Annotated in this window: 17 protein-coding genes; 8 read left to right on the top strand and 9 right to left on the bottom strand. The window is 57.0% G+C overall.

The genetic code is table 11. The annotated features are described in order from the left end of the window. Positions 1–2: 2 nt before the first annotated feature. From F8N36_RS10880 to ilvC, 6 genes are all read left to right on the top strand, one after another. Complete coding sequence (locus F8N36_RS10880; RefSeq protein WP_291333076.1) at positions 3–683, top strand: HAD family hydrolase; 681 nt, start codon at positions 3–5, stop codon at positions 681–683. Positions 684–727: 44 nt separating this feature from the next. Next, positions 728–1,030, top strand: coding sequence for a YggT family protein (locus tag F8N36_RS10875; RefSeq protein ID WP_291332836.1), 303 nt, complete (start codon positions 728–730; stop codon positions 1,028–1,030). A gap of 194 nt (positions 1,031–1,224) precedes the next feature. After that, positions 1,225–1,452: a DUF465 domain-containing protein gene (locus F8N36_RS10870; RefSeq protein ID WP_291332835.1), complete on the top strand. Its 228-nt coding sequence runs from the start codon at positions 1,225–1,227 to the stop codon at positions 1,450–1,452. Between the two features lie 25 nt (positions 1,453–1,477). Continuing rightward, positions 1,478–3,169, top strand: coding sequence for a biosynthetic-type acetolactate synthase large subunit (gene ilvB / locus F8N36_RS10865; protein WP_291332834.1), 1,692 nt, complete (start codon positions 1,478–1,480; stop codon positions 3,167–3,169). Positions 3,170–3,180: 11 nt separating this feature from the next. Next, positions 3,181–3,669 carry an acetolactate synthase small subunit gene (gene ilvN / locus F8N36_RS10860; protein ID WP_291332833.1) on the top strand — a complete coding sequence of 163 codons (489 nt, stop codon included), beginning with the start codon at positions 3,181–3,183 and terminating at the stop codon, positions 3,667–3,669. 348 nt (positions 3,670–4,017) lie between these two features. Then, positions 4,018–5,019, top strand: coding sequence for a ketol-acid reductoisomerase (gene ilvC / locus F8N36_RS10855; RefSeq protein WP_291332832.1), 1,002 nt, complete (start codon positions 4,018–4,020; stop codon positions 5,017–5,019). Between the two features lie 178 nt (positions 5,020–5,197). On the opposite strand, the gene F8N36_RS10850 is transcribed toward ilvC, so the two are convergent. Further along, the gene (locus F8N36_RS10850; protein ID WP_291332831.1) at positions 5,198–5,356 is read right to left on the bottom strand and encodes a hypothetical protein; all 159 of its coding nucleotides are present in this window, start codon (positions 5,354–5,356) and stop codon (positions 5,198–5,200) included. Between the two features lie 277 nt (positions 5,357–5,633). On the opposite strand from F8N36_RS10850, the gene F8N36_RS10845 reads away from it, so the two are divergent. Beyond that, the gene (locus tag F8N36_RS10845; RefSeq protein WP_291332830.1) at positions 5,634–7,433 is read left to right on the top strand and encodes a methyl-accepting chemotaxis protein; all 1,800 of its coding nucleotides are present in this window, start codon (positions 5,634–5,636) and stop codon (positions 7,431–7,433) included. 90 nt (positions 7,434–7,523) lie between these two features. Here the strand turns inward: F8N36_RS10845 and F8N36_RS10840 are convergent, their stop codons facing one another. Continuing rightward, positions 7,524–8,981: a PLP-dependent aminotransferase family protein gene (locus F8N36_RS10840; protein ID WP_291332829.1), complete on the bottom strand. Its 1,458-nt coding sequence runs from the start codon at positions 8,979–8,981 to the stop codon at positions 7,524–7,526. 109 nt (positions 8,982–9,090) lie between these two features. On the opposite strand from F8N36_RS10840, the gene F8N36_RS10835 reads away from it, so the two are divergent. Further along, positions 9,091–10,059, top strand: a complete 969-nt coding sequence (locus F8N36_RS10835; protein ID WP_291332828.1) for a DMT family transporter — start codon at positions 9,091–9,093, stop codon at positions 10,057–10,059. A gap of 127 nt (positions 10,060–10,186) precedes the next feature. On the opposite strand, the gene F8N36_RS10830 is transcribed toward F8N36_RS10835, so the two are convergent. The 7 genes from F8N36_RS10830 to F8N36_RS10800 form a co-directional block, all read right to left on the bottom strand. Continuing rightward, positions 10,187–11,944 (bottom strand): methyl-accepting chemotaxis protein, encoded by a 1,758-nt coding sequence (locus tag F8N36_RS10830; RefSeq protein WP_291332827.1) that lies wholly within the window; start codon positions 11,942–11,944, stop codon positions 10,187–10,189. A 180-nt stretch (positions 11,945–12,124) separates the two neighbouring features. Next, positions 12,125–13,882, bottom strand: coding sequence for a methyl-accepting chemotaxis protein (locus tag F8N36_RS10825; RefSeq protein WP_291332826.1), 1,758 nt, complete (start codon positions 13,880–13,882; stop codon positions 12,125–12,127). 390 nt (positions 13,883–14,272) lie between these two features. Then, entirely contained in the window at positions 14,273–15,259 is a 987-nt protein-coding gene (locus F8N36_RS10820; protein WP_291332825.1) for an ABC transporter ATP-binding protein, read from the bottom strand. 385 nt (positions 15,260–15,644) lie between these two features. Next, positions 15,645–16,490 (bottom strand): VacJ family lipoprotein, encoded by an 846-nt coding sequence (locus tag F8N36_RS10815; protein WP_291332824.1) that lies wholly within the window; start codon positions 16,488–16,490, stop codon positions 15,645–15,647. Next, entirely contained in the window at positions 16,480–17,124 is a 645-nt protein-coding gene (locus F8N36_RS10810) for a phospholipid-binding protein MlaC (protein ID WP_291332823.1), read from the bottom strand. The genes F8N36_RS10815 and F8N36_RS10810 overlap by 11 nt, the downstream gene beginning before the upstream one ends. 2 nt (positions 17,125–17,126) lie before the next feature. Next, positions 17,127–17,579 (bottom strand): outer membrane lipid asymmetry maintenance protein MlaD, encoded by a 453-nt coding sequence (gene mlaD / locus F8N36_RS10805; protein WP_291332822.1) that lies wholly within the window; start codon positions 17,577–17,579, stop codon positions 17,127–17,129. A gap of 128 nt (positions 17,580–17,707) precedes the next feature. Continuing rightward, positions 17,708–18,523, bottom strand: a complete 816-nt coding sequence (locus F8N36_RS10800; protein WP_291332821.1) for an ATP-binding cassette domain-containing protein — start codon at positions 18,521–18,523, stop codon at positions 17,708–17,710. Between the last annotated feature and the right edge of the window lie 118 nt (positions 18,524–18,641).

The raw sequence follows: 18,641 nt of genomic DNA, 5'->3' as shown, positions 1-18,641 counted from the left end.
AAATGGCGCAGCCGTTCAACGCTCAGGCCTTGTTTCCCCGCGGTATCGCAGGCGTTATTTTTGACTGCGACGGCGTGATGATCGACTCGCGTTCGGCAAACAACATCTATTACAACCGGGTACTGGCCTATTTTGGGCTGCCGCCCATGACCCAGGAGCAGGAAGCTTACAGCTTCATGGCCACATCGCGTCAGGCGTTGCTGCACATAGTGCCGCCGCACCTGCACCACGAAATCGATTATGTGACAAGAAACGAAGTGGTTTACCATCGCGATATCGTGCCCATGCTTCGTTTACAACCCGGATTTATGAGCTTTATTGACAACCTGCGAAGCAGGGGGGTGCGCATGGCCGTGCACACCAACCGAAAGCTCGATGGAATACAAACGGTTCTGGACATTTTTTCCCTGCCCTCCTATTTTAATCCTGTGGTCGCGGCGGATACAGCCGCACCAAAGCCTTCAGCCGAGGGTACGCGGCACATATGTGCCGTATGGCAGTGCCCTCCGCAAAACGTGCTGTTTGTTGGCGACAGCGAGCACGACAAAGAGGCTGCCAGAGGGGCGGGTGTAATATTTGCCGCATTTAACGGCGGCCCGCTACGGGGTGAGATTACGGCTGCAGACTACACTGCCCTGCACAATGCGCTTGATGCAGTGTTGCCGCCTGTTTCCGGCCTTTAGGCCAACCCTGTGCGAATAAAAAAGAAAGCCACGCTGGAGGGCTCATGATTGTTCTTGCCAATACCCTGAGTGCCGTTGCCCTGGTGCTTGGGTCGCTGCTCAGCCTTTATTTCTGGATTGTTATCATCGCGGCCCTGCTTACGTGGGTGCGCCCCGATCCGTATAATCCCATAGTGCGCGCCCTGCGCACCATGACCGAACCCGTATTTTACCGTGTACGCAAATGGCTGCCCTTCACCTACACGAGCGGCATGGATTTTTCGCCCGTGGTGGTGTTGCTGGCCATTGAGCTGTTTAACCGAATTGTTGTGGCCTCGCTGGCACAGTATGCCATGACCCTTCATTAGCAAGGGCCGGGCTATAAGGATTTGTAAGTTGCTCCATGCGGATATTCTGAGAATCCGCGCCAAGGGGATGAACCCATGTCATGCGGCACCGCTGGCAAAGGTCGGGCGGGCTCATGCAGGGCTATCCACCAGGGTAAAAGCCTCAGTTGATGCGCAGGCATAAGCCTATGAACATCTAACAATGGAGATTTCTTATGGATCAGCAAGAACTGAAACTTCTGGAAACGTATGCTGCCACTGATCCGGAGCTGAAATCCCTTTGGGAAGATCATGTGCTCTACGAAAAGCAGGTCGAAAAGCTTGAAACCAAGGCTTTTCGCTCGCCAACCGAAGAGCAGACGCTCAAGCAATTGAAAAAGCAGAAGCTCGAAGGCAAAACCCAGCTCATGGCTGTTCTGGATCGTCTGAAGAAACAAGGATAGCCGGGCTTTTTTTAAGGAGTCGGACATGGAATGTACTGGTGCGCAGATTCTCCTTGAGTCCATGAAGCGAGAGGGCGTGGATGTGCTGTTCGGGTATCCCGGCGGTGCGGTCATTGACATTTACGACGAACTACCGCGCCACCCGGAACTACGCCATGTGCTAGTACGGCACGAGCAAGGAGCTGTGCACGCGGCTGACGGCTATGCCCGTGCCTCAGGTAAGACCGGCGTATGTCTGGTTACCTCTGGCCCAGGCGCCACCAACACGGTCACGGGCATAGCCACGGCCTATTCCGATTCAATACCGCTGGTGATTTTTACCGGGCAGGTTCCTACCCAGCTGATTGGCAACGACGCCTTTCAGGAAGTGGATATTGTGGGTATTACCCGGCCCTGCACCAAGCACAACTTTCTGGTAAAGGACATCACCAAACTGGCGCTTACCATCCGCCAGGCCTTTTATCTTGCCCGGTCGGGGCGTCCCGGCCCGGTGCTGGTGGACCTGCCCAAGGATGTCATGCAGAAGCGGACAGAATTTGTCTGGCCTGAAGACATCTACATGCGCAGCTACAATCCCACCTACAAGCCCAACCTCAACCAGTTGCGCCGCTCGGTGGAAGAACTGGCCAAGGCTGAACGGCCGGTTATTCTGGCTGGCGGCGGGGTAATCATGTCCAATGCGGCCGAGGCCCTCACCAGCCTCGCCCGCAAACTGCAGATTCCCGTTACCTGCACGCTCATGGGGCTTGGGGGCTTCCCCGCCACCGATCCCCTGTGGCTCGGCATGGTGGGCATGCACGGCACCTATGCGGCAAACCTGGCCATCAACAACTGCGACGTGCTCATGTGCGTGGGCGCGCGCTTTGACGACCGCGTAACCGGCAGGCTGGCGGCTTTTGCGCCCAAGGCCCGCATTGTGCACATCGATATCGACCCCACCTCCATTCGCAAAAACGTGGAGGTGCAGGTTCCTGTGGTGGGTGATTGCCGCCTGGCTCTGGAGGGCATTAGCGAAATCTGCGACGCCAAGCTTGAAAACAAGGACTGGGCTGGCGAGCACGCCGCGTGGATTGCCGCCGTGGCCGAGTGGAAGTCGAGCAAGCCCCTGTGCTATCAGGATAACGGCAATATCAAGCCGCAGGCTGTCATTGAAGCCCTGTACGACATTACCGGGGGCGATGCCATCATTGCCACCGAGGTGGGCCAGCACCAGATGTGGGTGGCCCAGTTCTATTCATTCACCAAGCCGCGCACCCTGCTGACCAGCGGTGGTCTCGGAACCATGGGGTATGGCTTTCCCGCCTCTGTGGGCGCGCAGTTTGCCTTCCCCGACAAGAAAGTCATTGCAGTGGCGGGCGACGGCTCGTTGCAGATGAATATTCAGGAACTGGCAACAGTGGTGAGCAACAAGCTGCCCATCAAGGTCATCATTCTGAACAACCGCTATCTGGGCATGGTGCGCCAGTGGCAGGAGCTCTTTTACAACAACAACTACAGTTCCACCAACATGGAAGCCCAGCCCGACTTTGTGAAGCTGGCCGAGGCCTATGGGGCCGAGGGCTATCGCATTGAAAAGGCTGAGGACATGCGGGCCGTGCTCGAAAAGGCCCTGGCTTCGCCCAACCCTGCCTTTATCGACGTGGTGGTAGAACGCGAAGAAAACGTGTACCCCATCGTGCCAGTCGGTGCGGCGCTTGATGAAATGTTGCTGGTGTAAGGGAGATGGCTATGCAACGACATGTGCTTTCCGTGCTGGTGGAAAACGAACCCGGTGTGCTTTCGCGTGTGGCTGGCCTGTTCAGCGGGCGCGGCTTCAATATCCATTCGCTCAACGTGGCCCCCTCGCTTGAAGAGGGTGTTTCGCACATGACCATCACCACAGATGGCGACAGTCTTATTCTGGAGCAGATCATGAAGCAGCTCCACAAGATTGTCTCGGTCATCAAGGTGGTGGACTTTGCGGATATCCCCGCTGTTGCGCGTGAGATGATGTTTGTCAAAGTGCAGGCAGAAGGCCCCATGCGGGGCGAAATTCTGCGAACTGTTGAAATATTCCGCTGCAAAGTGGTGGACGTGAGCCCCAATGAAATGACCATTGAGGCCACAGGCGACCAGAACAAACTGGACGCCATCATCAGCCTGTTGCATCGGTTTGGAATCAAGGAACTGGCGCGCACCGGTGCGGTGGCCATGCGTCGTTCCAAGAAAACGGATTAGGGTTCCGGGACGCGAAGCGCGGCCTTTTGCCGGGGTGTTTTGGCACAAGAGCACCCCACACGGCACGGCCTGACTGCGCGTAAAAGAACCCTGTCGCGCGGCATTGCGCCGCTGCGGCACAGGAGCGTCAAGCCCGTGCGCGGGTCAATGGCCCACAAGGCCTTCTTGACAGCGAGCACGAGGTCGGGGTGGTGCGTATATCCATTCAATCCACCCCGGGTCATTGGCAAAACGTCCCTCAGGCGGCCTTGCCCGCCGTATCCAGTTGGCCCCCCTCTGTCCTTGCCGCAAGGGCGGTAAGGAATGTATTTTTTTGTCTAACCGTGAGTGATCTCAGAGGATGTTCAGATGAAAGTTTATTACGATCAGGATGCAGACCTTAATTGTTTGAAAAACAAGACCGTTGCCATCATTGGTTATGGCAGCCAGGGCCATGCCCATGCCCAGAATCTGCGCGATTCCGGTGTTAAGGTCGTGGTGGGTCAGCGCCCCGGCGGTGCCAACTACGAGTTGGCCAAGGAACACGGCTTTACGCCTGTTTCCGCTGCCGAAGCTGCCGCTCAGGCCGACCTGATCATGATTCTGCTGCCTGACGAAGTACAGGCCGCCGTGTACGAAAACGACGTTAAGCCCAATCTGACCAAGGGCAAGGCCCTGTTGTTCGCCCACGGCTTCAACATCCACTTCAGCCAGATCCAGCCCCCCAAGGATGTGGACGTGTTCCTCATCGCTCCCAAGGGCCCCGGCCATCTGGTGCGCCGTACCTTCACCGAAGGCGGCGGCGTGCCCTGCCTCGTGGCCATTCATCAGGATGCCACCGGCGAAGCCCTCAAGATTGCCCTGGCCTATGCCAAGGGCGTGGGCGGCACCCGCTCGGGCGTTATCGAAACCACCTTCCGTGAAGAAACCGAAACCGACCTCTTTGGCGAACAGGCCGTGCTTTGCGGCGGCGTTTCCGCCCTTATCAAGGCCGGTTTTGAAACTCTGGTGGAAGCTGGCTATCAGCCCGAAATGGCCTACTTTGAGTGCATGCACGAAATGAAGCTCATCGTTGACCTCATGTACGAGGGCGGCCTTTCCCGCATGCGTTACTCCATCAGCAACACCGCTGAATACGGCGACTACGTCACTGGCCCCCGCCTGATCACCGAAGAAGTGAAGAAGGAAATGAAGGGCGTGCTCAAGGACATCCAGAGCGGCGTGTTTGCGCGTAACTTCATTCTCGAAGCCCGCGCCAAGTACCCCATGTTCCTCACCACCCGCCGCAACGAATCTGAACACCAGATTGAAAAAGTGGGCAAGGAACTTCGCGGCATGATGTCGTGGCTCAAGAAAGACAAGAAAGACTAGTCTGATCCGGGCTGGCTCAGCCCTGGATACCGGCTTTACGAAGGCCTTTCGCGCTATCTGCATGAAAGGCCTTCTTTTTTTTCAACATGCAATGCTTTTTTATATAGGGTAATCGAAATGTGCTGGCATCGTTGAGCCTGTTGGCTATCATTACTGTTTTGGCTACACGATCGGGCTGTTAGCCCAGTAGTTTGATAGATTTTATCTGTTTTTGTATGTTGCCAAAATAATTACTATTTGCCACAGTGATGACATGCAGCATCTGTATATGAAGCTGATGATTTCCATGCGCCGGTTTGCCGCGTCGGCTGGTCGGTGTGCCGTAGTGTGCGGGCATGGTTTTTTGCTGTTCTGGCTTGCCAATGCATCAAGAATCACCTGCCTTCCGCATTACCTTTTCCACACAGCTTTTGTGTAATTTGCCCCTCCATCTGTCCCTGTGTTTTACCGGCGCAGGCGGCAAAGTTTCATATGTCCGGCCAGTGCTTCCGCATTCCTGCGCAACAGAAGGTACAGCAATGCTGTGCCAGCCCTGCCGCGCGGCCTTGTGCCGCTGACCCTTGCGACGGCCCTTTCCGGCCAGCCTGTACCGTGTTTACTGAGGAGATTCAGACGTGCTCAGAAATTTCAGCATCAGCCAGCGGATTGTAGTTTTTGTCATTATCATGATCGCCATGATTGTTTCTACTGCGGCGATTTCTGTACGTATGACCGATGGTATCATTGGCGACGGCACGGCTCTTGCCAAGGAAATGCTGCTTGATGCCCAGAAAGAGCGCATCAAGGACATAACCCATTCGCAGGCTCTTGGTCTGTCGGCCCTTGTGACCGGGCAGGCAGAAGAGGACCAGTTGCGCACCATCACGCAGTATGTGGACAAGGTGCGCTTTGAAAGCGACAATTCCGGCTATTTTTATGTGTACAAGGGCACGGTGAATGCGGCGCACCCCACGCAAAAGCAGCTGGTGGGCAAGGATCTCGGCAATACTACCGACAGCAAGGGCGTGCATTATGTGAGCGAACTGCACAGTGCCGCGCGGTCAGGCGGCGGCTTTGTGGGCTTTGTATTTCCCAAACCGGGCGCTGGCGACGTGTTCAAGCTGGGCTACGCGGAGCAGATCGGGGGCACGCCCTTCTGGATCGGTACCGGCGTGTACATCGACAATGTGGACAAGGCAGAAAACCACCTGAGCAGTACCATGCGCGCCTTGCTGCATGGCAGGGTAGCCCTGTACGGCGGTATTTTTCTGGCGGTACTGCTGCTGGGCATCTGCCCGCTCTCATACGTGATGGTCGTTTCCATAACCCGGCCCCTTGCTGGCATAACCCATCACGCCCGCGCCGTGGCGCAGGGCAACCTGGATGAGGAATTTGAAGCTACTGGCCGCGACGAGGTAGCCACCCTGCAGCAGGCTCTGAAGGCCATGGTGGTCAAACTCAGGGACTTTATCGCTCAGGCCGAGGAACAGAGCCGTCTGGCTGGCAAGGCCGCCAGCGAGGCCCAGCTTGCGCAGGCAGAGGCGCTTGAAGCAGAGCGCAAGGCCAAGGATAAAACAGCAGCCATGATTCAGGCCGCCCAAAGGCTTGAGCTGGTGGCGCAGGCAGTTAGCACTGCTTCCACCCAGCTTTCCGCCCAGATAGAGCAGTCTGACCGGGGGGCAGAGCACTCGGCCCAGCTGCTCACAGACGCGGCCACGGCCATGAACCAGATGAACGCCAGCGTGCAGGAGGTGGCCTTCAGTGCTTCCAGCGCGTCAGATGCCGCAGGCCGTACGCGCGAACGGGCGCTGGCCGGGGCTGAAATAGTGGAAAAGGCCGTGCAGAGTATCGGCGGCGTGCACGAAGTATCGCTACGGCTCAAGGATGGCATGGCCGAGCTCAACAACCACTCTCAGGCTATCACGCGCATCATGAATGTCATTTCAGACATTGCCGACCAGACCAACCTGCTGGCTCTCAACGCGGCCATCGAGGCTGCGCGGGCAGGCGATGCCGGGCGTGGCTTTGCTGTGGTGGCAGATGAGGTGCGCAAGCTGGCGGAAAAAACACTGGCATCCACGCAGGATGTGGGCAATGCCATTGCCGCCATTCAGGCGAGCACGGCAAAAAGCGTGGCAGATATGGATAACGCCGTGGGGCAGGTACAGCTGGCCACAGATTTTGCCAACCAGTCGGGCAAGGCGCTGGAAGAGATTGTTGCCACTGTCGAATCCACGGCCAGTCAGGTCAATGCCATTGCTGAGGCCAGCGGCCAGCAGTCTGCTGCCAGCGAAGAAATCAACCATTCCATCGACAACGTAACCCAGGTAGCCCGCCAGACGGCGGATGCCATGGATCAGGCTCAAAAGGCCGTGGCCGAGCTGGCCCAGCAGGCCAGAGGTCTGGCCGAACTGATTGTGGACATGAAAAACTAGCTTCCGCAGCGGGCCAGCTCAAACAGCTGACCCCATATGCATACCCTTGGGGCTGTTGCGCTGCCTGGCTGGCGCAACAGCCCTGATCTTTTATTGCAGCCACCCGGCCCAGGCTGCCTTGAGCCTCGCCACGCAATCGGGAATATCCTCAAGCCGGATTTTCCCAAACCCCAGAAACAGCGTGTGCGGCGGACATTCGGCTTTTTCCTGCCAGAACTGCATGGTGGGGTACACACGCACCCCGTGGGCCAGCGCCTGCGCGATCAGTTTTTGCTGGTCTGTGCCTTCGGGAAAGCGCAACAGAAAATACTGGCCTGTGCCGTTGCCTGTTATGCGTACGCCAGCCCCAAGGCCCGTAAGCTCCTTGATAAACAGGGCCAGCCGGTTTTTGAATACAAGTCCGAGACGGCGAATATGCCTGTCGTACTGTCCGGTTTCGAGCAGGCGACCAATGATGTACTGGTTGAGCACGGGTACGGTGCTGTTGTATTCCGCGAACATTTCGCGAAATACCGTTGCCAGTTGCGGCGGCAGAATCATGTAGCCCATGCGGATGGAGGGTGATATGCCCTTGGAAAAAGTGCCAAGGTAGATGACCCTGTTCGTAGTATCAATGGATTGCAGCGAGGGGATGGGCTTGGAATAGTAGCGCAGTTCGCTGTCAAAGTCGTCTTCGAGAATATAGACACTGTTGCGCTGGGCCCAGGCTAGCAGGGCGTGCCTGCGCCCGATGGGCAGGGTTACGCCAGTGGGAAACTGGTGCGAGGGCGTGGCGTAAAGGGCAAACGCCCCGCTTTGTGCGGGCAGGCTCGATACTGTAAGGCCGTTTTCGTCCACCGGTACTGTCTGCACTGTTATATGGTTGCTGCGAAAAACGGCGGCGGCCTTGTTGTAGCCGGGGTCTTCCATCAGGATTGTCTGCCCGTGGCGGGCGGCCATTTTGCAAATATATTCCAGCGATTGCTGAAGCCCGCAGGTGATGATGATCTGGTCTTCGGTGCAGTGCACCCCCCGGATGCGCTTGAGGTAGGCCAGCAGATGTCTGCGCAGGTATGGCTCGCCCTGCATGGCCTGGAGAGCAGAAATTTTTTCTTCGCGTTCCAGCATTTCAAGGCATTCGAGCGTGTACTTTTTCCACAGCCCCTTGGGAAACAGGTCAACCGTGTGGCTGCTGTTGGTAAGGTCGTAGACAATACTGTCTGGTTGGGGCTGCTGGGTATGGGCTGACCGGGATTCTGGATGGTCGGGCTGCGGATGTTGCGCACATGTTGTGCCTGCTTTTTTTGTGCAAGGCGTTGCCCTCCCCAGGCAGGGCACGTGCAGCACTTCAAAACCGACACCCCTGCGCGGGGTAATGTAGCCCTCTGCCATCAACTGCCCGTAGGCGTTATCCACCGTATTGCGGCTTACGCCCAGCATGGTTGCCAGCATTCTGCTGCCGGTGAGCACGGCGCCCTCTGTCAGTGCGCCGCTGGCTATGTCCTGTCGCAGCTGGTTGTATATCTGCAGATACAGGGGGCCAGAGCTAGCCTTGTTGATGCTGATCATGCGCTCTCCGGGTGGCACCATAAATTATATGCAAGGTGGCGCTTTTGATAGGGCCAATGGCACTATATCAAAGGGGGCAGCAATGACAACTCAAGGCAGGTAGGCAGTTATGGGCACAAAGGGCGAAACAGCGGCGCAGGACAACACAGAAGCGCAGGGCGGCACGCGGCAGAGAAACAATGCCACAAGGTTCGTGCTTCTGGCCCTGCTGGCAGTGGCCTTTTTGGCGACCGGGGGCATATTTGTGCGGCAAAGCGGGCTGTCGCCGATCAACACGGGTTTTTACCGCATGCTGTTTTCCATTCCGTTGCTCTGGCCGCTGGCCTATGGCCGGTTGCACCGGCTTACCCGTAGTCAGGTGGCCCTGCTTTTTGTGGCGGGTCTGTTTCTGGCGGGCGATGTGGCGCTGTGGAATACCTCGTTTGGCTATACCACCGTTGCCAATGCCAATCTGCTTACCAATCTCACGCCTTTTACGGTAATACCCGTTTCGTATTTTCTGTTTCACGAGCGGCTGCCAAGGCTGTTTTTGCCCGGTGCGGCCGTAACTCTTGCTGGCGTGCTGCTGCTGGTGGGCGGCAAGGCCAGCCCGGTGCCTGCCAACTATTTTGGCGATTTTCTGGCTCTGGCGGCGGCATTTTTTTATGCGGGTTTTCTGCTCATTGCCTACCGCCTGCGCGACAGCATTAAGAGCAGCGTAATCATGTTTGTGAGCGCTTTTGGCGGGCTGGTGGGGCTGTTTGTGGCTTCTCTGGCGGTGGAGGGCTTGCAGGTTCCGCAGAGCTGGGACGACATATGGCCCATACTTGCGCTTACGCTGTGCGTGCAGGTGGTGGGGCATAATCTGCTCACGCACTGTCAGGGCAAGCTCAGCGTAAACCTGTCTTCTGTCATCTGTCTGACCCAGCCAGCCATTGCGGCGGTGTATTCATGGGTCGTGTTTTCAGAGCAGCTTTCAACGCTGGAAATTCTCGGCATCGTGGTTGTCATGGCGGGCGTGTATATCGTCAAAAGGCAGTATTCGGCAAAAAACACTGCCGCAGAATCGGAGGAAGCGCAGGCGCGTTGCGCTGCCTAGCGCCCTGGGGCAAAAGAACAGTTCCTGCTGATATTGGTCGTTGGCCGAGATTATTGGTGTTGCCAGATGCAGGGGGCCGTTACAGACGAGACACGCACTGCTCGGGCTGCAACGGCCCCCTTGTGTATTATTGCTGCATGCTGGACATCAGATCCATAAGGTTTTTTGTCTGCCCGGCCAGTTCCGCCACCGCGTCTGCGGCCTCGCGCATGGCAGCCGATGTCTGGTGCGACATCTCGCTGATCTGGGTTATGGCGCGGTTTACCTCTTCGCTCGCTGCCGACTGCTCTTCGCTGGCTGCGGCAATGGCATTGACCTGGTCGGCAGTGCCCTCGACCGTGGAGACAACATCGGCCAGAGCCACACCAGATTGGTTGGCATAGGTGTTGGCCTCTTCAATCTGCTTGGCGGCCTTGTCCACAGAGTCCATACTCTGAGTGGCGCTGGATTGTATGGCTTCAATGGCGCTGGCCACATCGTGGGTCGAGGCCATGGTTTTTTCCGCCAGCTTGCGCACCTCGTCGGCCACCACGGCAAAACCGCGCCCGGCGTCGCCCGCGCGTGCGGCCTCGATGGCCGCGTTGAGGGCCAGCAGGTTGGTCTGGTCGGCAATGTCTGAAATGACGCCCATGATGCGGTTGATGTTCTGCGTGTGGTTATGCAGCTGCGACATGTCGTCCCGCAGCGTCATGGAAGTCTGATGCACCAGATCAATGCTGTGCAGGGAACGCTTGACGATTTCCGAGCCATTTTCGGCTTTGTCGCGTGTTTCGCTGGAGGCCTGCGAAGCGACGGATGCGTTGCGGGCCACTTCCTGCACCGTGGCATTCATCTGCTGCATGGCAGAAGCGGCCTCGCTCAGTCTGGCCGAGGTTTCGTGCGCGCCCTTGTCAGACTGCTCGATCTGGGCGGCCAGGCGCGTGGTGGCGGCGCTTACCACCTGGGCCACTTCCTGAAGTCTGGCGGCGGCAGTGCGAAGCGCCTCGGTTTTGCTTTGAGCCTGCAAGTTGGCCTCTTCAGTCTGGCGCAGCGCTTCGTTGGCCTTGGCCGATTGCTCCCTGGCTATCTGCGATTCGCGCTGGGCGCTTTCTATGTGGGTTTTAAGGGCCTGTACCATGGCAACAATGGATGCATATACGCCCATGCTGTCGTTCTTTGCGTCATTAATGTCGTAGTCGCCAGCGGCAACACGGCTTGCCACCGCCTGAAGCTCGCCGGGATCCTTGCCAAGCTGCCGCTTGATGGAGCGCGAAAGCACCAGCGAAACAATGATACTGAACAGCACTGCGGCAGCACTGAGAATAAATGCACCTGTGACGGCATTTTCTCCGGTAGTAACTGCCTCTGCAGTAGCCTTTCTACTTTCAGATTTTGTAAGTTCCATAAGTTCTGCATAGAGAGGAGCAAGGCTGCTGAAAAGCGGGGTGTATTTTTTTTCAAAAATACTTATTGCTTCACCACGTTCTTCACACTGAACAAATGCAAGAATTTCCTTGCGAACTGTATTCAGTTTGCGTGAAATTGCGTCTATTTTTTCAATGAGATCTTTGGCTTTAGTATGGCTTTCGTCTTCAGATTCGCCAACTATTTCAAAATACCTGTCGTGGTTTTCCCTGATGGAATCCAGAGTGCTGGTGATGTTGGTGGTGTAGCGTTCTATCTCTGAGGAGGCAGTTTGTGAAATAAGAGCCAATACGTCTGAACGGATTATCCAGAATTTCAGCTGCATTTCCTGTAATTCAATGAGTGATGGAAGAAGAGATGTGTCTATTTCAGTAAATTTTTTATTCATTGATGAAATATTTTTAATTGATATTCCACTCATGGCAAGTATTACAAGTGTAATAAGAAAGAAAGATAAGCCAAGTTTTACAATTAGTCGCATAGGCTATCACCTCCTGAATTTGTGCGCCACGCACCTGCGATGACTGTATATACTATGCAATTAGCGTGCTAATGGTTTTTATAGAGATTGCAAGGCATGCAACGCAAAAAAGCGGTGGTTTAAAAACCACCGCTTTGTCAGTTGATGCGGGTATCTGGCTTTGCTGGCAGGGCCTCAGGATCAGTCGCGGTTCATGGCCTCCACCAGTTCCATGAGGTTACGGGCCTGGGCCGCAAGGTTGGCAACGGCCTCTGCCGCCTGCCCCATGGCCTGCGTGGTTTGCTGTGACATCTCGTTGATTTCGCTGATGGCTCCATTTACCTCGTCGCTGGCGGCAGACTGCTGTTCGCTGGCAGCGGCAATGGCGTTTACCTGATCCGCCGTGCTCTCGATGGTGGCCACAATATCGGCAAGCGCCACGCCAGACTGGTTGGCGTAATCGTTCGCTTCTTCTATCTGTCTGGCGGCCTTGTCCACAGAATTGATACTCTGTGTGGCGCTGGACTGGATGGCCTCAATGGCATTTGCCACATCGCGGGTGGATGCCACGGTTTTTTCCGCCAGTTTGCGCACTTCGTCGGCCACCACGGCAAAGCCGCGCCCGGCATCGCCCGCGCGGGCCGCTTCTATGGCCGCGTTGAGGGCCAACAGGTTGGTCTGGTCGGCTATGTCTGAAATGACGCCCATGATGCGGTTGATATTCTGCGTGTGCTCGTTCAGTTGCGCCATGTCGTCTTTAAGCTCCATGGAAACCTTGTGCACCTCGTCGATGCTGTGCAGGGATCGCTTGACGATTTCCGAGCCGTTTTCGGCCTTGATGCGTGTTTCGGTGGAGGCTTGCGAGGCAACAGAAGCATTGCGGGCCACTTCCTGCACGGTCACGTTCATCTGCTGCATGGCAGTGGCCGCTTCTGTGAGCCTGCCGGTAGTTTGCCGCGAGCCTTTGTCGGACTGCTCGATCTGCGTCGCGAGCTGGGTGGTGGCCACATTTACCACGTGCGCCACATCCTGAAGACTGGCTGCTGCCGCGCGCATGGCCGTGGTTTTGCTTTGGGCTTCTGTGCTTGCTTCCTCTGCCTGCCGTAGCGCCTGCTCTATCTGCTGCGCACTGTTGCGGGCGTTTTCCGATTCCTGCCTTGCCCGGGCCATGTTCTCCTTGAGTGTTTGCGCCATGGAAACCATGTCGGCGTAGACGCCGGTTTTGGGGCCGCCGTCGTCTATATCATAATCGCCGTTGGCAACACGGCGGGCAATGACCGCCAGTTCGCCAGGATCTTTACCCAGCTGGCGACCAACCGAACGGGTGAGTATCCATGTAATGCAGATGCTGATGAGCACTGCCGCCAGTGTTATGGCAATGGACATGTTGCTGGTTTTTTGCCCCGCGTCTGCTGCACTTTGGGCCGCCGCCTTGCTGCCGGTAACATTTATGTGAACCACTTCGCCGTACGTGTCGCCAAGCTGCTGGAATACAGGGCGATATTTTTTGTCATAGGCCACATTGGCCACCCCGCGCCTCCCGTCCAGTACTCCCTTGATGATGCCGTCGCGCGCCTTGCTTTCCTGTTCGGAAAGGTCGGCAATGCGCGTCATCAGCGCCTTGCCTTCTTCTGTTTCCATGCCGGGGGTGGTGCTGCGCAGCTGCATGTAGGCAGTATGGTCGCGCTGGATGGAATTTATGGAATCCTGAAGATTCTTTTCGTACTTGTGGATTTCTTCCGCATAGTTTTGCGACATAATTGACGCAAGGTCAGCGCGCAGGGAATTTAGCTGCACATTCATGGACTGAATGGCAATGACAGAGGGCAGCCACGCTTCGTCAATTTCGCGCACTTTGCCGTTCATTTCACCCACGTTGCGAATGGTAATGGCAGAAGAGACCAGAATTACCGCAATCAGACAGCCGAAGGAGAGCACAAGTTTTGCGCCAAGTTTCATGTAAGGCTTCCTCCACATACAGCTGAACACCGGCCTGCCTGTGGCAGGTCAGAGTTACGTTGGCAGCAAACATGGGCCGCAAAGGGGGGCGGCCTTCAACTGACAGTCTGGCGGAGAGAGAATGCGCCGCAAATACAAGGACAGTGCCTGCGTATCGCAATTATGGGGGGGCGATGCGCTTTTGCGGCGGAGGAATGCGGGCCATCGAACAGGCGAAAACCCGGCAATCTACTATCTGAACTTACGGAGTTTTGAAGAAAAGGTTTATAGCAGAGGCAATATGTCTGCGCAAGGGGGACCTGGCTATTGGCTAAGCGTGATGATTGTGTTTCTTGATGCTCGAGGCTCAAAGTGCACAGGCGGCGACAAAGGGCCAGGCCCGTTGTCATCTCAGGCAGGGTTTACCAGCCAGCAGGCTGTGCGGTGCGCGCCCTGGGCAATGGTGGGCGGCATTTCTGTCTTGCAGCGGGGCATGGCCGCCGTGCAGCGGGGGTGAAAGGGACAGCCCGCAGGCATGTTTTGCAGCGAGGGAACCGTACCCGGTATGGTGGGCAGGCGCTCGAGACCGCGTGAGCGGGCGCTGGGTGCGGCGTGCAGCAACCCTTGAGTGTAGGGGTGGCGCGCATCGGCAAACAGATCTTGCGCCGGGGCGCTCTCAACCAGCCTGCCCGCGTACATGACGCCCACGGTGTCGGCCATTTGGGCCGCAACGCCCAGATCGTGGGTGATCAGCAGCACGGCCATGCGGCGTTCGTGGCAGCGGGCGGCAAGCAGGCGCAGAATCTGCCCCTGAATTGTGGCGTCCAGAGCGGTGGTTGGCTCGTCGGCCAGCAGCAGCCCCGGTCTGCACGACAGGGCCATGGCAATCATGACGCGCTGGCGCATGCCACCCGAGAGCTGGTGGGGGTAATCATCGTACCTGCTTTGAGGCGCGGGAATGCCAACCTCGGTCAGCAGTTCTATGGCCGCCTCGCGGGCCTGCGCGCGGTTCAGACCTTCGTGCAGGCGCAATGGCTCTGCCACCTGGTCGCCAACCTTGAGCACCGGGTTGAGGGATGTCATGGGCTCCTGAAAGATCATGCCGATCTGGCGCCCGCGCACCGTGTGCATGGATTTTTCCGGCAGGTCCAGCAGGTTTTGTCCGTGCAACAGTATGCGTCCGCCAAGCACAGCATTGGCTGGTGCAAGACGCATGATAGCTTTGGCCGTAAGGCTTTTGCCGCAGCCGGATTCGCCCACAAGACAGACCGTTTCGCCCTCGTTCATGCTGAAATCCACATTGCGCACGGCATGCAGGGGGCCGTTTGTCGTTGTAAAGGTCACCGACAGGTTATCCAGTTGCAGCAGGGGGGCGGAGGGGGCTTGGGGCTCGTTCATGTTTTGAGCCTAACAGAAGGCGGGGGCAAAAAAAAGCTTGTTGGTTGAGGCTTGCCCCGGATGGAAAGCGAAGGGTAGGGGGCCAGAGGCAGGGGAGTTCGGTAGCGGTGTAGAGCCTGTCAGGAATGATATCCGCGCCTTTCCGCCCGGCGGCAATGCCGTCGAGGGCAGTCCAAACCCGCAAAATGGATTTGCACCAGACTTAATGGCTTAGTCGCATAACCTCTACCTTTCGCGGTTGCATAGGCGTCCTAATCGCCTGACAGGCGAAAAACATCGTGTTTGAGGTGCAGCAAAAAATGAATCAGAGGGTGCAAAAAAAGCCCCCGGCTTTGAAACAACATGTTTCCGCCAGAGGCTTTCATTCAGTTTGTACTAACTACGCCTAATGCATAACCTGCGCCTTGCGGAAGTTAACATAGGCCTCACGCATGGCAATGTAGGGGTCTACAGCCACGGTGTTCAGGTCTTCGTAGAGGGGCAGCACGTCGCCAAGGGCGTTAAACCGCAGGCTGCCGCCCACGCCAAGGGCAAGTTCGGTGGGCTGCAGGTAAAACATGGGGTCTGCAAAAAGGTCGCCCGCACGGCCAACGGTATCACGCGCCGAGCTGGGGCCAATGATGGGCCATACTATGTAAAAACCGTGACCAATCCCCCAGCGGCCAAGGGTCTGGCCAAAGTCCTCGCCCGTGGGGTCAACCGGCACAATGGTTTTGTGCCCCTTGGCCACGTCGGCAAAGCCTGCGCTGGAAGTGGTATTGATGACAAACCGCCCGAACTCCACGCCTGCTTCAAAAAAGCGGAACTGCAAGATATTGTTTACAAACCGTACAGGAAAAAGCAGGTTGGAAAAGAAATTTTTCAGCCCTGATCGCAGCTGGTGCGGGGTAACCGTTTCCCACGCTGTATAGGCCGGCCTGGCGACATACAGAAAGAATATGTCGTTGAAATGGAACCAGAACCGGTTCCAGGGTTCGATGGGGTCAGAAATGCTCTGGATAGGCTCATTGTCGTAGTCGTCCAAGCTGTTGTCAGACCGCATGGTTCCGTATGGGGCAACCGTGATGGCCCCCGGCTGCAGCTGGGGAGCCTTGCCATACACCGTGGAAGGCGCAGGCGACTGGCTGGTGGCCGCGCTGGTGGGCGCATGCCACAGGCACAGCAAGGCTGCCAGCAAAATGCCGGAGACACACAAATGTCCCGGCACTGGTGATGAGGTGTTACTGCCCATTACCCTGTCGAACCTCCTGCGCCTTGGCCTTGACCTTGGCGATGAGCTGGTCAGGGCTGCCGCTGTTCAGAATATCCTGAAACTGGGTGCGGTAGTTTTTGACCAGGCTGATATTTTCAATCAGCACGTCATAAACAAACCACGTTCCGTCCTTGGGCAGCATGCGGTAGGCCACGGGAACCTTTTTGGAGTCCTTCATGGTGATGACCGTGCGCACCTCGGTGCGGTCGCCCTTGGGCGAGGTGACCTCGCCCGTGTACACGACCTGCTCGCCGTTGTAGCCGTCAATCTTGCTCAGGTAGGTGTTGAGCAGCAGCTCTGCAAAAGCGTCGCTGAACTGCTGTTGCTGGGCAGGGGTAAAGGTTGACCAGCGGGGGCCAACCGTGCGCGAAGAAAATTCTTTAAAATCAAAAATATGCAGAACTTCGTCTTCAATCTGCTGGCGCAGGGGCTTGCGAGTGGCCGGGTTGACGTAGTCCGGATTCTTGATGGAGCCGAGAATGCGCGTGATGGAGGTTTCCAGCGCAGTCTGTGCCGGTGAGCTGGCGCGCGCCTGTGAAGGTTGCACGGCAACTGCCATGAGCACAAAAAGGAAACCGAAAACTATATGGCGCATGATCGCATGGGTAGACATGGCTATTTGACTCCTCCGAAGGCGTATTTGCCGATCAGGGTGCCGAGATCAACGGCTGATTCTGTTTCAGTAATGGTGTCGCCAGCGGCGAGTATGTGCTCGGAGCCACCCCGCGAAAGGCTGACAAACTTGTCGCCTATGAGGCCACTGGTGCGGATAGATGCTATGCTGTCGTCTGAAAGTTTCAGGTCCTTGTCGAGGCGCAGGCGTACAACAGCCTGATTGCGCACGGGGTCTGGGTCAAGCCCTATGCTGATGACACGCCCCACCGGCACGCCAGACATTTCAACATCCGCCCCGACCCTCAGGCCGGAAACGGAATCGAAACTGGCGGACAGTTCAAAGCCCTGTTGTCCGAAAACCTCCATCTTGCCAAGCTTGATGGTCAGATAGGCAACACACAAAAGGCCGATCAAAACAAACAGGCCCACGGCGGTTTCACGAACAGTGTTCATAAGGTTTCGGCATCTCCACAAATAATTCGGCAATAAGATTCAATGGCAGTATATGTGTGCCCTGATAAAGTTTCAAGCCCTCTGATACGGTAGGTATTTGCCCGTGCCAGGGGAAGCCACTGGCAAACTTATGATGCCAGCCAGTGGTCAAGCGCCTGCCGTACCTCGGGGTTGGGCGCTTCCTGCATGGCGGCATCGGTGTCGCCCGGTTCGCGCCGCAAAAACTGCCGCAGGTAGGGGTTGTCGCTTTTTTCAAGGTCGTCCAGCGAGCCTGAAAAAATCGCGCGGCCCTCGCCAAGCACGAGCACGTGGTCGGCAATGGCGCGCAGGCTTGCAAGGTCGTGGCTCACCACCACCACCGACATGTCACTGTACTGCTTGCGCATGGCAAGCAGCAACTCGTCCATGCGGGCGGCGGTGATAGGGTCGAGGCCCGATGTGGGCTCGTCGCACAGCAGAATGCGCGGCTCCGCCACAATGGCCCGCGCAAGGCCGGCACGCTTGCGCATACCGCCGGAAAGCTGGTTGGGATAAAAATCGGCAAAATTTTCAAGACCCACCATGCGCAGCACTCTCAGGCCAGCCTCGCGCACCAGCTCTTTAGAAAGATTAAGATGCTCGGTAAGGGGCAGGGTGATGTTTTGCACCAGTGAGAGCGCGCCAAGCAGGGCGCCGTCCTGAAACAGCACGCCCATGTGGCGGCGCATGCGGCGAAATTCTTTTTGAGGCAGGCCAAAAAGGTCGTTGTTGCCTATGAGCACCTGACCGGCCTGCGGGCGGGAAAGCCCGATGATGTGGCGCAGCAGGGTAGACTTGCCGCAGCCTGAGCCGCCAAGAATCACGGAAACCTTGCCGCCCGGCAGCACCGCATTGACATCGCGCAGAACTACATGTTCGCCGTAGCCAACGCTGAGAGCCCTAAATTCAATGTCCCATGCCTGCATGAATACCGCCTGTGCCTCTGGGGTGATTTGTCTGTTGGGTGGGGTGCCCGCGCTCTGTTTACGCGCTGCGGCTTTGTGGCGTGGTGCAGCATAACGCAGTGAGGCGGGAGGAACAAGC

Source organism: Desulfovibrio sp., assembly GCF_009712225.1.
Lineage (GTDB): Bacteria > Desulfobacterota > Desulfovibrionia > Desulfovibrionales > Desulfovibrionaceae > Desulfovibrio.
The sequence above is the reverse complement of the archived record's forward strand: the minus strand, read 5'-3'. Positions and strand labels throughout refer to the sequence as shown.

Excerpts from the sequence above, each read along its gene's own strand:
- F8N36_RS10835 (WP_291332828.1), top strand. The coding sequence starts at position 9,091 with ATGGGCACAAAGGGCGAAACAGCGGCGCAGGACAACACAGAAGCGCAG.
- F8N36_RS10880 (WP_291333076.1), top strand. The coding sequence starts at position 3 with ATGGCGCAGCCGTTCAACGCTCAGGCCTTGTTTCCCCGCGGTATCGCA.
- F8N36_RS10825 (WP_291332826.1), bottom strand. The coding sequence starts at position 13,882 with ATGAAACTTGGCGCAAAACTTGTGCTCTCCTTCGGCTGTCTGATTGCG.
- F8N36_RS10830 (WP_291332827.1), bottom strand. The coding sequence starts at position 11,944 with ATGCGACTAATTGTAAAACTTGGCTTATCTTTCTTTCTTATTACACTT.
- F8N36_RS10820 (WP_291332825.1), bottom strand. The coding sequence starts at position 15,259 with ATGAACGAGCCCCAAGCCCCCTCCGCCCCCCTGCTGCAACTGGATAAC.
- F8N36_RS10840 (WP_291332829.1), bottom strand. The coding sequence starts at position 8,981 with ATGATCAGCATCAACAAGGCTAGCTCTGGCCCCCTGTATCTGCAGATA.
- F8N36_RS10850 (WP_291332831.1), bottom strand. The coding sequence starts at position 5,356 with ATGCCCGCACACTACGGCACACCGACCAGCCGACGCGGCAAACCGGCG.
- F8N36_RS10810 (WP_291332823.1), bottom strand. The coding sequence starts at position 17,124 with ATGTCTACCCATGCGATCATGCGCCATATAGTTTTCGGTTTCCTTTTT.
- ilvN (WP_291332833.1), top strand. The coding sequence starts at position 3,181 with ATGCAACGACATGTGCTTTCCGTGCTGGTGGAAAACGAACCCGGTGTG.
- F8N36_RS10870 (WP_291332835.1), top strand. The coding sequence starts at position 1,225 with ATGGATCAGCAAGAACTGAAACTTCTGGAAACGTATGCTGCCACTGAT.
- F8N36_RS10815 (WP_291332824.1), bottom strand. The coding sequence starts at position 16,490 with ATGGGCAGTAACACCTCATCACCAGTGCCGGGACATTTGTGTGTCTCC.
- F8N36_RS10800 (WP_291332821.1), bottom strand. The coding sequence starts at position 18,523 with ATGCAGGCATGGGACATTGAATTTAGGGCTCTCAGCGTTGGCTACGGC.
- ilvB (WP_291332834.1), top strand. The coding sequence starts at position 1,478 with ATGGAATGTACTGGTGCGCAGATTCTCCTTGAGTCCATGAAGCGAGAG.
- ilvC (WP_291332832.1), top strand. The coding sequence starts at position 4,018 with ATGAAAGTTTATTACGATCAGGATGCAGACCTTAATTGTTTGAAAAAC.
- mlaD (WP_291332822.1), bottom strand. The coding sequence starts at position 17,579 with ATGAACACTGTTCGTGAAACCGCCGTGGGCCTGTTTGTTTTGATCGGC.
- F8N36_RS10875 (WP_291332836.1), top strand. The coding sequence starts at position 728 with ATGATTGTTCTTGCCAATACCCTGAGTGCCGTTGCCCTGGTGCTTGGG.